General features: G+C 44.4%; 17 protein-coding genes and 1 riboswitch. Of the genes, 14 read left to right on the forward strand and 3 right to left on the reverse strand.

Features of this window, described 5'->3' with window-relative positions:
• Positions 1 to 146: 146 nt before the first annotated feature.
• Positions 147 to 1,049, reverse strand: coding sequence for a sulfite exporter TauE/SafE family protein (locus AR335_RS05585; protein ID WP_062232918.1), 903 nt, complete (start codon positions 1,047 to 1,049; stop codon positions 147 to 149).
• A 224-nt stretch (positions 1,050 to 1,273) separates the two neighbouring features.
• Positions 1,274 to 1,384, forward strand: a riboswitch (SAM riboswitch).
• 131 nt (positions 1,385 to 1,515) lie between these two features.
• On the opposite strand from AR335_RS05585, the gene AR335_RS22955 reads away from it, so the two are divergent.
• The 9 genes from AR335_RS22955 (at position 1,516) to AR335_RS05625 (ending at position 8,816) form a co-directional block, all read left to right on the forward strand.
• Positions 1,516 to 1,632, forward strand: coding sequence for a YezD family protein (locus AR335_RS22955; protein WP_369795823.1), 117 nt, complete (start codon positions 1,516 to 1,518; stop codon positions 1,630 to 1,632).
• Between the two features lie 93 nt (positions 1,633 to 1,725).
• The gene (locus AR335_RS05590) at positions 1,726 to 2,427 is read left to right on the forward strand and encodes a phosphoadenylyl-sulfate reductase (protein WP_062236872.1); all 702 of its coding nucleotides are present in this window, start codon (positions 1,726 to 1,728) and stop codon (positions 2,425 to 2,427) included.
• Between the two features lie 27 nt (positions 2,428 to 2,454).
• Complete coding sequence (sat, locus tag AR335_RS05595) at positions 2,455 to 3,603, forward strand: sulfate adenylyltransferase (protein WP_062232920.1); 1,149 nt, start codon at positions 2,455 to 2,457, stop codon at positions 3,601 to 3,603.
• A gap of 11 nt (positions 3,604 to 3,614) precedes the next feature.
• Entirely contained in the window at positions 3,615 to 4,214 is a 600-nt protein-coding gene (gene cysC / locus AR335_RS05600) for an adenylyl-sulfate kinase (protein WP_062232924.1), read from the forward strand.
• Positions 4,215 to 4,303: 89 nt separating this feature from the next.
• A complete protein-coding gene (gene cobA, locus AR335_RS05605; protein ID WP_053357200.1) occupies positions 4,304 to 5,086 on the forward strand; it encodes a uroporphyrinogen-III C-methyltransferase in 783 nt (260 codons plus the stop codon).
• A complete protein-coding gene (locus AR335_RS05610; protein ID WP_062232927.1) occupies positions 5,087 to 5,833 on the forward strand; it encodes a sirohydrochlorin chelatase in 747 nt (248 codons plus the stop codon). It begins immediately after the preceding gene.
• Between the two features lie 2 nt (positions 5,834 to 5,835).
• The gene (locus AR335_RS05615) at positions 5,836 to 6,450 is read left to right on the forward strand and encodes an NAD(P)-binding protein (protein WP_062232929.1); all 615 of its coding nucleotides are present in this window, start codon (positions 5,836 to 5,838) and stop codon (positions 6,448 to 6,450) included.
• A gap of 251 nt (positions 6,451 to 6,701) precedes the next feature.
• The gene (locus tag AR335_RS05620) at positions 6,702 to 7,241 is read left to right on the forward strand and encodes an NfeD family protein (RefSeq protein ID WP_062232932.1); all 540 of its coding nucleotides are present in this window, start codon (positions 6,702 to 6,704) and stop codon (positions 7,239 to 7,241) included.
• A 12-nt stretch (positions 7,242 to 7,253) separates the two neighbouring features.
• On the forward strand, positions 7,254 to 8,816 hold the full coding sequence (locus AR335_RS05625) for a flotillin family protein (RefSeq protein ID WP_369795796.1): 1,563 nt from the start codon (positions 7,254 to 7,256) through the stop codon (positions 8,814 to 8,816).
• A 41-nt stretch (positions 8,817 to 8,857) separates the two neighbouring features.
• On the opposite strand, the gene AR335_RS05630 is transcribed toward AR335_RS05625, so the two are convergent.
• Positions 8,858 to 9,511, reverse strand: coding sequence for a LysE family translocator (locus AR335_RS05630; protein WP_062232940.1), 654 nt, complete (start codon positions 9,509 to 9,511; stop codon positions 8,858 to 8,860).
• Positions 9,512 to 9,612: 101 nt separating this feature from the next.
• Between AR335_RS05630 and AR335_RS05635 the strand changes: the two genes are divergently transcribed.
• Complete coding sequence (locus AR335_RS05635; RefSeq protein WP_062232943.1) at positions 9,613 to 10,248, forward strand: hypothetical protein; 636 nt, start codon at positions 9,613 to 9,615, stop codon at positions 10,246 to 10,248.
• A complete protein-coding gene (locus AR335_RS23650; RefSeq protein ID WP_156418865.1) occupies positions 10,245 to 10,571 on the forward strand; it encodes a hypothetical protein in 327 nt (108 codons plus the stop codon). The genes AR335_RS05635 and AR335_RS23650 overlap by 4 nt, the downstream gene beginning before the upstream one ends.
• Here the strand turns inward: AR335_RS23650 and AR335_RS05640 are convergent.
• A complete protein-coding gene (locus AR335_RS05640; RefSeq protein WP_053357207.1) occupies positions 10,557 to 11,771 on the reverse strand; it encodes a cytochrome P450 in 1,215 nt (404 codons plus the stop codon). The two genes, AR335_RS23650 and AR335_RS05640, sit on opposite strands and share 15 nt — an antisense overlap.
• A gap of 210 nt (positions 11,772 to 11,981) precedes the next feature.
• Between AR335_RS05640 and AR335_RS05645 the strand changes: the two genes are divergently transcribed.
• From AR335_RS05645 to AR335_RS05655, 3 genes are all read left to right on the forward strand, one after another.
• Complete coding sequence (locus tag AR335_RS05645; RefSeq protein ID WP_062232947.1) at positions 11,982 to 12,749, forward strand: class I SAM-dependent methyltransferase; 768 nt, start codon at positions 11,982 to 11,984, stop codon at positions 12,747 to 12,749.
• 13 nt (positions 12,750 to 12,762) lie between these two features.
• Positions 12,763 to 13,542 carry a class I SAM-dependent methyltransferase gene (locus AR335_RS05650; RefSeq protein WP_062232950.1) on the forward strand — a complete coding sequence of 260 codons (780 nt, stop codon included), beginning with the start codon at positions 12,763 to 12,765 and terminating at the stop codon, positions 13,540 to 13,542.
• Between the two features lie 168 nt (positions 13,543 to 13,710).
• Positions 13,711 to 14,502 (forward strand): lipid II flippase Amj family protein, encoded by a 792-nt coding sequence (locus tag AR335_RS05655; protein WP_062232951.1) that lies wholly within the window; start codon positions 13,711 to 13,713, stop codon positions 14,500 to 14,502.
• The last annotated feature ends 204 nt before the right edge of the window (positions 14,503 to 14,706 follow it).

Below are 14,706 nucleotides of genomic sequence, written 5' to 3' on the forward strand. Positions count from 1 at the left end.
TGTGAAGTTCATTTTCGAGGAGTCTCGCATCTTCCACTTCAATTAACTTTTCATTGAAGATTTTTCAAGCCAAAAAGGGGCTGCCTGAAGGTCAATTTTCGACTTTCTGGACAGCCCCATTGGTATAAATTATTGTTTGTGATGTGTCAGTGGAGATTAGTGCTTTCAGTTTGTGGTCCAGCTGAGAAAGAATGTTTTTTATTTTTTCTAATGCTGAAGGAAATTGCCGCCAGCCAAACGACGACCAGCACGGTATAGACCGATTGCAGTGCTGTACCGGAGATTCCAGCGGACTGCAAAAGCGTCCGGGCGTTCGTTACAATAATCAATCCTCCAACAACTACACCTAAAATATGCGAAGGGATAATGCGGACGAGCCATGCTGCGATCGGTGCTGCGATTAATCCTCCCGCCATGAGGGCGATAACCCACATCCAGTTGACCTGCTCCCATCCGAGAGAGATGAGGAAACCGAGTGTAGCAGAAACGGCAACAGCAAATTCGCTCGTATCCACGGAACCGATGACCTTTCTTGTTGTTGTGCCGTTTTTGGCTAACAGGACAGGTGTGGCTACCGGTCCCCAGCCTCCTCCTCCGGTGGCATCCAAGAAGCCGGCAACAAGTCCGAGCGGGATGAGCTGCTTGCGGCTGAACGCTTTTTCATGATCAGCAGGCTTGTTGTTCTTTTTAAATAAAAATCGGTACAGAATAAAGAAACCAAGGAACAGCAGGAAAAAGGAAATATACGGTTTTACTGCGTCGCCAGGAAGATTGGATAAAAAGCAGGCACCGGTAAATGCCCCAATGGATCCCGGAATAATGAGACGAAAGATAATTTTACGGTCAACATTACCGAACCTGATGTGTGATGCACCTGAGGCGGCTGTCGTAACAACCTCTGCAAAGTGAACCGAAGCCGAAGCAACCGCCGGAGCGATTCCGAAGGCCAGCAGCAGGGAAGTCGAAGTCAGTCCGTAAGCCATTCCGAGTGACCCGTCAATCAGTTGTGCAACGAGTCCAATCAGGGCCAGGATGATCAGTTTTTTCATTTTACTCCTCCTAACAAATAAAAGGCCCTTAACAGTAAAGTTAAGAGCCTTCGGTTTTTCCGATCAGCAGTGTATCTCTTTTCGAATTTAGTATCTACTATATTCAATGGAATGAAAGTCTGTCAATAAAATTTTTGGATATTTCAATAAATATTTTTTAATCCGATAAGAATAATAGGGTTTGCGAAAGCATAAATGTGTGTTATTATTTAAAAAAATAAAAAAACTTATCCAGAGCGGTGAAGGGAACTGGCCCGATGAAACCCGGCAACCTGCATTTTATTTGCAAGGTGCTAACTCCAGCAGAATGTTTATTACATTTTGGAAGATAAGGTAATATGTTTACCTCGTCAGTCTTTCCGAAATGGAAAGGTTTTTTTATTGCCATTTTAATTCCTAAAAAAACCTAACAAAACATATTAAACGAGGAGGTTCTGATGTGGTAAACGGTAAAAGCCAGGATGAAATTTTTGAACAGTTAAAAGAAATGCTGAACAGTATCAAGTATGGGTCCATCACGTTAATTGTTCAGGATGGAAAGCTGATTCAGCTGGAAAAAAACGAAAAGGTACGTTTTAAATAAATATTCGCTGACTAGAAAACTAGAGGCGGTTTTAACATAGCAGGATGGCTGCTTATGGTTAAAGCTGCCTTTTTCATTGGAGGGGTGGTTAACATGCTCAAGTTTGACACATGGAAAGAACAGGAGTTTACGTTTCCGGAAGACAGTGAAACGAAGGGGGCATTCGAAGTACTGAAATGGGCGTATGAGCAATATGGAGATGCACTCGTTTATGCGTGCAGCTTCGGAATAGAAGGCAGTGTCCTGGTGGATCTTGTATCCAAGGTCAAACCAGATGCAAGAGTCGTTTTCCTGGATACAGGCCTTCACTTCAAGGAAACGTACGAGGTGATCGAAAAGGCGAAAAAAAGATATCCGGAAATGAAGATTGAGATGAAGAAGCCTTCGCTGTCCTTGTTGGAACAGGCGGAAAAGCATGGCAGCGAGTTATGGAAAAGAGAACCGAACCTCTGCTGTTATATACGAAAGGTAGCCCCTCTTGAGGAAACACTGAACGGAGCACCGGCATGGCTGTCGGGTCTCCGGAGGGAGCAGTCGGCAGGGAGGAGCAATGTTCAGTACATCAATAAGGATGAACGTTTTAAATCCGTGAAAATCTGTCCGCTGATCCATTGGACGTGGAAGGAAATTTGGAGATACGCCTACAAGCAGAATCTGCCCTACAATCCGCTTCACGATCAGGGGTATCCCAGCATCGGCTGCGAGCCGTGCACGCTTCCGGCTGACGGGTCGGGTGATTCCCGCTCAGGACGCTGGTCAGGGCAAGGGAAAACAGAGTGTGGACTTCACCAATAATAAAATAAAATTACAGGAGGAATTAACATGACATCAATTTTGCCGCATGGAGGAAAGCTGATAAACCGTTATGAACCAAATCTGCCAACAGACCACATTCAAAAGGAAGTGGAACTGGATGCTACATCCTTAAGTGATCTCGAGCTGATCGGTGTAGGAGCCTACAGCCCAATTACCGGTTTTCTAAATGAAGAAGACTATCAATCTGTCGTTGATTCTCTACGTCTTGCTGATGGAACGGTTTGGAGCATCCCAATCGTCCTTCCAGTTCATGAAAAACAAGCAAGGACGCTATCAGCCGGAGATCAGGCGAGGCTCGTATTTGAGGGTGTAACGTACGGAGTCATCGAGGTGGAAGACCTTTACCGCCCGGACATTAAGCATGAAGCAGAGCAGGTCTACCAAACGGCAGATACTGCACACCCTGGGGTTAAAAAACTTCTGGAACGCCCTTCTTACTATGTCGGAGGATCAATCACTCTCGTAAAGCGGCCTGAAAAACAGAGGTTTACTGAATATCGTCTGGATCCAGCTGAAACCCGCCAAGTCTTCAGAGACAGGGGATGGAATACAGTTGTTGGCTTCCAGACAAGAAATCCTGTGCATAGAGCACACGAATACATTCAAAAAACAGCCCTTGAAACCGTAGATGGACTGTTCCTGAACCCGCTTGTTGGAGAAACGAAATCCGATGATATTCCCGCTGATGTGAGGATGGAAAGCTATGAAATTCTGCTTGAAAACTATTATCCCCAAGACCGTGTGTTCTTGGCCGTATTTCCGGCAGCGATGAGATATGCAGGACCGAGGGAAGCCATTTTTCATGCGATGGTCCGCAAAAACTTCGGATGCACACACTTTATCGTTGGAAGAGATCATGCAGGTGTGGGCAATTATTATGGGACGTATGATGCACAAAAAATCTTTTCCAGGTTTACTCCGGAAGAACTAGGCATTACACTGATGTTCTTTGAACATAGCTTCTATTGTACAAAGTGCGAAGGAATGGCCTCATCCAAAACATGTCCTCACAGCAAAGAGGATCATGTGATTTTGTCAGGCACAAAAGTGAGGGAACTGCTGAGAAATGGAGAGCTTCCGCCAGCCGCCTTCAGCCGCAAAGAAGTCGTAGAAGTACTGATCAAAGGTCTGCAAGAAAAAACAATAACCGCATAAGGAGGAACATGATGAGTCAAACACAGAACATTACATGGCACCAGGCGGCCGTATCAAAGGAAGACAGAAGAACACAAAATGCCCATCATAGTTTCGTAATATGGCTGACAGGGCTATCGGGTTCAGGAAAATCGACTCTTGCCAATGAGGTTGCTAAAGAACTGTTTCGGCGGCAAGTGAAAAACTATGTGCTGGATGGCGACAACATACGCCACGGCTTAAATAATGATCTTGGCTTTTCAGACGAGGACCGGAAAGAAAACATACGCCGGATCGGTGAAGTATCCAAGCTGTTTGTAGACAGCGGAACAGTTGTGCTGACGGCATTTATCTCACCATTTAAGGAAGATCGGGAACAGGCGAGACAGATCTTAGGCAGTGATGAATTCCTTGAAATCTTCGTTAAATGTCCGCTCGAAGAATGTGAAAACCGAGATCCGAAAGGACTTTACCAAAAAGCAAGAAAGGGAGAGATCAAAGCATTCACTGGGATCGATTCCCCATACGAGGAGCCGGAATCTCCAGAATTTACAGTGGATACGAAGGCCTCGACGATTGAGGAATGCACGGCCGAAGTCATCTCTTTTCTTGAAAGCAAAAATCTGATCTAAAGGAAGGAATAATCGTGGCCTATAACGGCAACGGTTTTGTGGTCTCTAAAAGGGAAACGATACTAAACAGCTGAGGCAGGTGAATGAAATTGAGCAAAGTGTATTTAGTAGGTGCTGGACCGGGGGATGCGGAATTAATTACCGTCAAAGGAGCAAGATGCATTAAGGAAGCTGATGTTATTCTTTATGACCGGCTTGTTAATAAAGATCTGCTGGATTATGCAAAGCCAGGTGCAGATTTGATCTATTGCGGGAAGCTCCCTAATCTTCATACGATGCAGCAAGATACGATCAATCATTTTTTAGTGAAGTATGCCAAAAAAGGAAAAGTTGTCACCCGGTTAAAGGGTGGTGACCCTTTTGTATTCGGCAGGGGCGGTGAAGAAGCGGAAGCTCTCGTTAAAAACCATGTGGAATTTGAAGTGGTTCCAGGTATTACATCTGGAATTGCTGCACCGGCTTATGCTGGTATACCAGTCACTCATAGAGAGTATGGAGGCAGCTTTGCTATTGTCACCGGCCACCGGAAAGAAGGAGAGGACGAGAAGCAGAGATGGGAAAGCCTTGCTAAAGGAATTGATACACTTGCAATCTATATGGGTGTTAAGAACCTTCCTTACATCTGTGATAGCCTCGTAAAATATGGGAAGAGCAAAGAAACACCAGCTGCTTTAATTCAATGGGGAACCTTTGGGGAGCAGCGGACGGTTACAGGCACTCTTGAAACGATTGAAACAGTAGCACGAAATGAAGGGATTCAAAATCCAAGCATGATCATCATTGGAGAGGTAGTCAAACTCCGCGAAAAGATCAGCTGGTTTGAAAAGACGCTAATAGAAAAGGATTCTTCTATTATAAGTGAGGCGTTGTAAATGAAAGCATTACTCCTCATCTGCCACGGCAGCAGAACAAAAGCAGGCATGGAAAAAGCATTGGAATTTGCGAAACGGTGCATGGGAGCCAGCGACTATCCCATTAAGGAAGTTTGTTTTCTGGAACTGTCAGCACCTGATATTTCCAAAGGGGTTGAAGCATGTGTCCGTCAAGGAGCAGCCTCCATCTGCGCAATACCGGTTCTTTTATTAACGGCAGCTCATGCAAAAAAGGATATTCCAGAGGAAATAATGCTGCAGCAAGAACGGTATCCAAATGTAGAGATATCGTACGGGAAACCTTTCGGAGTGCACGATTCTCTCTCTCATTTATTATGGGAGCGGATTACAGAGTCTGTTGATAAGTTTCATAAGAACGCTGTAATCCTTCTCGTTGGAAGAGGAAGCAGTGACCCTGATGTGAAGAGAGATCTCAATGCCATTGCTGCAAATTTACAAAAGAACTATGAGGTGCCGCGGGTTGAAACGTGTTTTTTGACGGCTGCCCAGCCTAGCTTTGAAGAGATGCTGAGGCTCTCAGGCTGGGGGTATCAGCAAATCATCGTTGTTCCTTATCTTCTCTTTCCCGGCATCCTGCTCAGCGGGATGAAAAAAGCCATAGCACATGAGCAAAAACAGAGTGATCAAAACTTTATTTTGTGCGAGGCGCTCGGATACCATCCTGTTCTGCAAGACGTTCTCCTCACAAGAATTGAAGAAGCAGAAATGAAAAGTGCGGTTGTGTAACCATGTATCCGATCATGCTGAATCTTAATTGTAAGCCTGCTGTAGTGATTGGCGGAGGAGCTGTCGCCCATCGCAAGATTTTAGGATTGCTTGAGGCAGGAGCAGCAATAAAGGTGGTTAGTCCTGAGGCTGTTCCGGCGATCCAAAAAATGCAGCATGAACATCTCCTGAAATGGGATAAGAAATCTGTGGAACCAAGTGATTATAAGGACGCATTTATCATTTTTGCAGCGACTGATCAGCCGGAAGTGAATCAGCAGATTGCCGAAAATGCAGGAAACCACCAGCTGGTTAATGTCGTTGATCAGCCGGTACTTGGAAATTTCTCGGTTCCCGCGGTAGCCAGAAGAGGAAAGCTGGTCATGACTGTTTCAACTGGAGGAGCAAGTCCGATTCTTGCCAAACGGATTAAAAAAGAGTTACTGGCTGCTTATTCAGAAGATTACGAGGCCTACACTCAGTTTTTATTTCGATGCCGAGAGCGAATTAAAGAATGGGAAGCCTCCTTAGAGGAAAAACAGTCGCTGCTCCATGAGCTGCTGGAAGAACGCTTCATTCATTCAAGAGATGAACAGGAAAATTTCATACGTACTCTAGAACAGAAAGTCTCCTTTTAAGGAGGCTTTTTTTCTTTTGTAAGATGAATAATAAATAATCTGAATTTAGTTTCCAAAATATGAAACTTTTTCATATTTTATCCGTTTATATAATTAGAACAACATGAAATTTTGTGGAAGTTCGACAATTTTTACCAATTATTTCAAGCGGTTTATGCTACGATATTCCCAGATATGGAGAGGGGAAGGTGAATGGCTGATTACATACTTAGGTGGTTAAAACCTCATTAAGAGAAGGGGGAAGGTACGTTATGGATATTATGGGGTATCCGATGGAAACCATCTATTTAACTGGATTAATCGTATTTGGATGCATTACCTTTCTATATGTTTTGGTAAGTGATCTCATCCATGGAGCATTTGAGGTTTTTTCCCACATTCTCAGTCCGACTCTTGTACTTTCTTTTTTTACGATACTGAGTGCATGCGGCTATGTATTGGAAACAATAACATCTGTTAACAGCTGGCTCATCTTAGGTATATCGGCAGGATCGTCTTTAATCCTTGTGTCCTTGCTGAACATTTTTGTCCTGATCCCGCTTGCCTCCGCAGAAGCGTCACTCAATTACGCTGAGGAGGATTTACGGGGGAGAATCGGTAAAGTGATTACTTCTATCCCGTCCAATGGTTTTGGAGAAGTCTTTATTGAGGGGATCAGCGGAAATATTGCGAAGACAGCGATCAGCATGGATAATGAGCCGATCGGGCAAGGATCCAAGATTTTAATCGTGGATGTAAAAAGCGGCGTCGTTCATGTTATGCCTTATGAACAAACCGCATTATTGTACTAATGAATTGGAGGAATGGAAATGACACCTATTTTTATCGCTGCGGGAATTGTTGTGTTTGTTGTAGTTGCCCTGATTTCTGTTTTTATTACAAAGTATAAGACCGCAGGACCAGATGAGGCACTGATCGTAACGGGAAGTTTCCTGGGCAGCAAGAACGTGAACATCGATGAATCAGGAAACAAGATCAAGATCGTTCGCGGGGGAGGCACCTTTGTATTCCCGGTCTTCCAGCAGTCCGAACCACTGAGCCTGCTTTCAAGCAAGCTTGAAGTTCAGACACCGGAAGTTTATACCGAGCAAGGGGTTCCGGTCACAGCGGATGGAACGGCTATCATTAAAATCGGCAGTTCGATCGGGGAAATTGCAACAGCAGCTGAACAGTTTCTTGGAAAAACGAAGCAGGACCGCGAGCTCGAGGCTAGAGAAGTATTGGAAGGCCATCTCCGTTCCATTCTTGGTTCCATGACAGTGGAAGAAATCTATAAAAATCGTGATAAATTTTCTCAGGAGGTTCAGCGCATTGCTTCTCAGGATCTGGCGAAAATGGGTCTTGTGATTGTATCCTTTACGATTAAAGATGTAAGGGATAAGAATGGATACCTTGAGGCTCTCGGAAAACCGAGGATTGCCCAGGTGAAACGAGATGCTGACATTGCAACGGCAGAAGCTGAAAAAGAAACACGCATCAAACGGGCACAAGCGAATAAGGAAGCACAAAAATCCGAGCTTGAGCGTGCGACAGAGGTTGCGGAAGCAGAAAAGATCAATCAGCTGAAAATTGCAGAATTCCGCAGAGAACAGGATATCGCCAAAGCAAAAGCGGACCAGGCATACCACTTGGAGGAAGCGCGTGCCAAACAGGAAGTTACTGAACAGCAGATGCAGATCAAGATCATTGAGCGCCAAAAACAGATTGAATTGGAAGAAAAAGAGATTGCGAGACGCGAGAAACAATATGATTCTGAAGTAAAGAAAAAAGCGGATGCGGATCGTTATGCAGTGGAGCAAGCGGCAGAAGCGGAAAAGCGCAAACAGCTCGCTGAGGCGGATGCCAATAAATATAGAGTGGAAGCGATGGCGACAGCTGAGGCTGAGAAGGTACGTCTTGAAGGGCTTTCTAAAGCAGAAGCTGAGCGGGCCAAAGGGGAGACAGAAGCAGAAGTTATCCGTTTGAAAGGTCTGGCTGAGGCAGAAGCGAAGCAAAAAATCGCCGAAGCCTTTGAAATGTTCGGCCAGGCAGCTATTCTCGATATGATCGTGAACATGCTGCCGGCGTATGCGAAAGAAGTGGCAAGCCCTCTGTCCAACATTGATAAAATTACGGTTGTGGATACTGGCGGCAGCGGTGAAAACGGCGGAGCGAATAAAGTAACCGGCTATGCGACCAACCTGATGGCATCTCTTCAGGAAACCCTTAAGGCCTCATCTGGAATCGATGTAAAAGAGCTGATCGAGAATTTTTCAGGCAAAGGAAATGTTAGACAGAGCCTCGACGGACTGCGCTATGACCTTGCCCAAAAGAACAATGAACCCGCACCATATGACCGCAGTGAAGATCCATTGGCGGTAGAATAAAACAACTGAGATCCCCCTCTGGTAGGGGGATTTTATGTATTTCAAGAGAAGAAGGAATAACCGGGCAGGTAACGCAAAAGAATTTGGAGATCTTCAATGATCATTTTTCCCCCGTATCCTAAAAAAAGAAGACCGAATACAAGATCCAAAATCGCTTGAAAGCGGGCCATTCCTTCCCGGATAAGCTGCATGCCGACAATAGGAAGAACGGCCAGATACCAGCAGGAATTGCCAGCCAAAAAGATAAGAGCGTTACTGAATGGTTCGGAAGCTAAATTTTCTGCGGTCACAAACTGAGGGAAGATACTAAGGAAAAACAGGCTAACCTTTGGATTTAGCAGATTGCTCCAAAAACCCCGCTGATAGGCGAGCAGTGCCGACAAGGCGATGGATGTGATGCTGGATGAATGCGCAGCCTGGGGAGAAATTCTTCTGAAAATATTATTGCAGCCTAAATAAATTAAATATGCTGCCCCAGCCATACGGATAAACAAGTATAATAGAGCTGATTCTTTCAAAATGACAGAAAGTCCGAATACGGCGAGAGTGAGATGCAGGATGAAGCTTGTACGATTTCCTAAAAACGTGGCGTAGCCCATCCGCGTGCCATGGCTTAATGTATGCTTTGTCATTAATAAAAAATCCGGACCTGGCGAGGCAGCAAGAGCGAGGCCAAGCAAAAATAAAACGAGCATAGTTTGCCTCCAAGTGTATTGGCTTGTATACTCTCACTATATGTTTGACTGTAAGGTTTCAGACACAGAAAGAATAATTAGAAGACCCGGGAGTTGGAACTTTGAAACTATTTCATTATCATTTTTGGACAGATAGAGTAGAAGAGACAGAAAGCTATTATCGGCGTCTGGGCTTTCAAGTAGAAGGCAGATACGCAATGGAAAAAGGAACGGTAACTCCCTACCATCCTCCATTGGAGTGGGATGACTTTCGTGAGAATGCTCTTATTTTTCGCATTATCGAAGTCAGAAAAGGGAATATCAATATAACGTTTGGAGCTGGAAAAAAGCCAATCTTTGACCACATTGGATATTTAGTAACCGATGAAGAACTGAAACAGCTTTGCAACCGTGCTGATGTGATGGGATGGAAAACAGAAGCAGGTGCCCGCAGGACTTTTATCTATACTCCATACCGGTTCAAGATCGAGCTGCAAACCCGCAAAGATGCAGTAGACGGGGGAGATGGCTCTCTGGCCAGGCTGGTAATCGCAAGCCCTGATGAAGCATTTGAAAGAGGACTGGAAAGGCTGTTTCACCGAGAAATGGAAGAAATCAGTTTTGTTCAAGGAGCACAGTTTCACCTTCAGGAGGTTTTCATGGAAGGTGTGGAAGGAAGCAGCAAAGACCCGAATAAGGTCATTGTGACCGGATTAAACGGCGAGAAGGGGCTGTCCAAGAAGTCTGTAAGCTGTTGATTTCCGTTCCAGGCTGCTCGCTTTCCGCGGGGCGTGGGGTGAGCCTTACCGGCGTGAACGCCTACTTTTTGGTGCAAGCACCGGCGGGAGTCTCACCTGTCACGCTAGTCCCGCAGGAGTCTCGCATCTTCCACTTCAATCAACTTTTCATTGAAGATTTTTCACGTCAAAGGAGCTGCCTGAAGGTCAATTTTCGACTTTCAGGACAGCCCCCTTTTTTAATAGTTGGTTTTGTTAAAGCTCAATGCGGATTTACATTCAGAGAAACATCACATACGAATGGCCCTTCAATCCTATTCCATCCAATTTCACAGAACAGATAGCTTGAACTCTTTTAATCCGTACACAAAGGTGCTCTCGATCGGTTCAAGGGAAAAGTTGCTGCTTTTCTCAAATTTGGGATATCGTTTCATCCATTCTTCAATGGCGATTTCTGCTTCCAGCCGGGCAAGCGGTGCTCCAAGGCAGAAATGGATGCCTTTACCGAAGGCGAGATGAGGATTTGGCTTTCTTTTGATATTGAATTGGCCGGCCTGTTCAAATTGCTGCTCGTCCCGATTCGCAGATCCCATCCATGCCACCACAATATCGCCGGCTTTAATCTGGGCATCGCCAAGAACGGTATCTTCTTTCGCAACACGGCTCATGGCCTGTACAGGAGAACGGTACCGCAGTACTTCTTCGATGGCAAGCGGGAGAGTGCCTTTTGGATTCTTGAGGATTTCCTCATAAATATACGGGAACTCTGTGAAGCAAAAGAATGCATTGCTGATTAAGTTGGTTGTTGTTTCATTTCCTGCAACAAGCAGCAAAATGCAGAATCCGATGATCTCGTCTTCAGAAAGCACAGTGCCCTGAGCTTCGGCTCCCAGTAGAACGGAGATAATATCTTTTTCAGGGTGTTCTCTTTTATTTCTTATAATCTCTTTAAAATAGACATACAGCTCATGGTACGTTCTTTGCTGGTTCTGTTCCAAATGTTTTATAGCCTCGGGGCTGTTGTCTTTTGGCCCTGCGACTACCCAGTCAGACCACTCTTTGAATTTGGATTGGTCTTCGATGGGTACTCCCAGTATTTCAGCGATCACCATCACCGGAAGCGGATAGGAAAATTGTTTTACGATATCTATATCGGATGCTGGATCGACCTCGTCTAAAAGCTGTTTCGCGATTCGCTCGATCCGGGGACGCCATTCCTTCATAACTTTTGGAGTAAAGGCTTTGTTCACGAGAGCGCGCATCTGTGTATGTTTTGGCGGGTCAATGCTGATCAAACTCAATTCAATTGGGGACTTTTGTTCATCCTCCTGTTTTTTTGACCGGTTGGAGGAAAACAGTTCTTTCGTTTCCAGAACGTACTTTACACTCTGATAATCAAAGGCATCCCACGCACCCCGTCTTTCATCCTTGCGAACTGGGCTTTCTTTCCGCATTTTTTCATACCAGGAAAAAGGTTCATATCTTTCTTCTTTCGTCGAAATTTCCTCTACTTGCCGAAATGCTGTTTGAGTAGAATTTTCCATGGTGGATTACCTCCAGTTTTTGGTAGTGGCTACATAAAAAGAATACGTCCAATGGGATGAAAGTACAAAGAATATTTATCTAAAACTTTTACTATTTTAAATATTCTGTCCTTATGATTAGTTTTTCTTATGTGATTGGTATGTTTATTAGTAATTTTCTTGTGTGTAGCTTATGCATATGATGAGATTGAGAGAAAGGAGAGAGGATAGATGGATATTAAAGCGAGGGTACAGCAGCAGTTTGGAAAAAATGCTGAAAAATATGTGAGCAGTCCCATTCATGCTAAAGGTAAGGATTTGGCACAAATGGTGGAGATCTCGAACGCAGAGCCACAGGACCGTCTGCTGGATATTGCAACAGGTGGCGGGCACACCGCCAATGTATTTTCTCCACTTGTTAAAGAAGTGACCGCGTTGGATCTGACGAGCGAGATATTGGAAGCTGCAAAAAGATTTATTGAAGGAAACGGTTATCATAATGTCTCGTTCGTCAAAGGTGATGCGGAGAAACTTCCTTTTCCAGAAGAATCGTTTGAAGTGGTTACGAGCCGGATCGCACCTCACCATTTTCCGGATCTTCAATCATTTATCTCGGAATCCTACAGGGTGCTGTCACAGGGCGGAAAACTATTAATCGTAGATAATACGGCACCGGAAAATAAAGAATATGATGAGTTTTATAATGATATAGAAAAAAGAAGAGACCACAGCCATTACCGCGCTTGGAAAAAGTCCGAGTGGATAACGTTTTTGGAAGAAGCCGGTTTCAGGATCGAGCAGATCAATGTTTTTAAAAAGACATTTACGTTTGACAGCTGGTGTGAACGGATGGAGATGAAAAAGGAGGAAAAAGATCAGCTGATTAAAAAAATGATAGATTCACCTTCACATGTTAAGAAATATTTTAGCATTATGGAGAAGGATGGAAAGGTTCAGGAATTCAGCGGAGAAGCTATTCTGATAAAGGCCGTCAAATAAGGAGCTGAGCATTATGGCAATTGATTTTCATGGAGAGGATAACAAATTATCCTACGCCACTAGAACAGCAGCAGATGATTGGAAAAAGATGATTGGACAATATCTGGCCTTGAAGGATTTTAGCGCGGTAGATATCGGCTGCGGAGGAGGCATCTATACGAAAGCACTGATTGAACTGGGCGCCAGGCAAGTGGCTGCTGTCGATTTTTCAGAAAAAATGCTGGAAGCAGCACGCGAGAACTGCCAAGGTTTTGGAGGACGTGTTCAGTATGTACATGGATTTGCGTGGAATACAGGGCTTGAATCGCTTACCGCGGATGTCGTATTGGAACGGGCAGTGATTCATCATTTGACCGAATTGGAAGGATGTATATCAGAAGCCTTTCGCTTGTTGAAACCAGGCGGAATGTTCATCATTCAAGACAGGACACCTGAGGATTGTTTGCTCCCAGGAACAGACACACATATCCGGGGATATTTCTTTGAACAAAATCCAGAATTGATGAAGAAGGAGATCGAGAGGCGTTATACAGGTGAGCAGGTTCGTGGAGCTCTTGAAAAAGCAGGATTTTCACATGTTGAAGAGGTCAAGCTTTGGGAAATGAGAAAACAGTATTCTTCTGTAAAAGACCTCACAGAGGACCTTAGAAAACGTACTGGCCGGTCGCTGCTGTTTGAATTGGACGATGAAAAATTGGAGCACTTAATCCAATACATTGAAACAAAATTGCGAGATGAACAGGAAATAATGGAACAGGACCGATGGACACTTTGGTTTGCCAGAAAAGGATAATGGTTAGGATGATGGACTGCTGAGTGGCAGTCCTTTTTTTGGTTACAAGTGAGAAGGAATGATCAGCGAAAGTACGAAAAATATATACTATGATTACATTTCAAAATACAACAATTTCCGGGGAAATGAAAAAGAAATCGAAATTTGCGGCGAAGGGGTGTTAGAGAGATGGATCATGTTCTTATTCAATTGATTTTACTGACTTTCGTCATCCATGTGATTGATACTCTTGGCTATTCTGTTAGACTGAACTCTGTTAAAACAGGGCAAGTGGCATTATCTTTTTCCATTTTCAATCTTTTTGTACTTGTTTCTAGAACGGCAAATATGTTTCAGGCTCCCTTGATCGGAAAGATAATAGGGTTTAGTATTGCAAAAGATCTGGATCCCCTCAGCGATATGAGATACGTTATTGCCGCTGCTACAGCAGGCACTCTGGCAGGGGTTTTTGTAATTCCCACTTTCCTGAAAATTTTTCAGATCGGGGTGAAGAAAATTGCATTGTCAGGATCTGTTCCTTCCCTCGTGTTTGAAGCGCTGCACGCAAACAATATGAAACGCATTGTAAAAAAAGCAACGGTTCCGAAGAAGAAAATGCTTCAAAAACTGCGGTTTAGAGAAATTCCTAAAAGATTCTTGCTTCTTCATGCGGTAGTAACGGGTATCTATACAATAGGGGTACTTGCCGCCAATTATTCCTCATTGCTGGTTCCATCCCAAAATCAGCTGGCAGCGGCAGCTTCATCCGGCATGATTAATGGAGCAGCAACTATCATGCTTACCTTCTTTATTGATCCAAAGTCAGCGATCATTACCGATCAGGCGATCAGAGGAAAGCGGCCCTACGGCGATGTGAAAGCGCTCGTTATCTTGCTGATCACGACTAAGCTGATCGGAACCGTGCTCGGGCAGCTCATCTTCCTGCCAGCAGCAAAAATCATCGCCAGTTTTTATCAATAATACAGAAAAGCTGAAACGCCTGTTTAAAGACGACAGGCACTGGAGGGCGTTGCCATAAAACGCTTTTTGTTTTCTGGCAAAGATCGAAGTGGCAGAGTCTTTAGGCGTTGAAGCTAGATCAGAAAAGCTGAAACGCCTGTTTAAAGACGACAGGCACTGGAGGGCGTTGCAGCTAGATCGGAAAAGCTGAAACGAAAAATCACA

The sequence above is a fragment of the Fictibacillus sp. FJAT-27399 genome (assembly GCF_001510655.1).
Lineage (GTDB): Bacteria > Bacillota > Bacilli > Bacillales > Fictibacillaceae > Fictibacillus_C > Fictibacillus_C marinisediminis.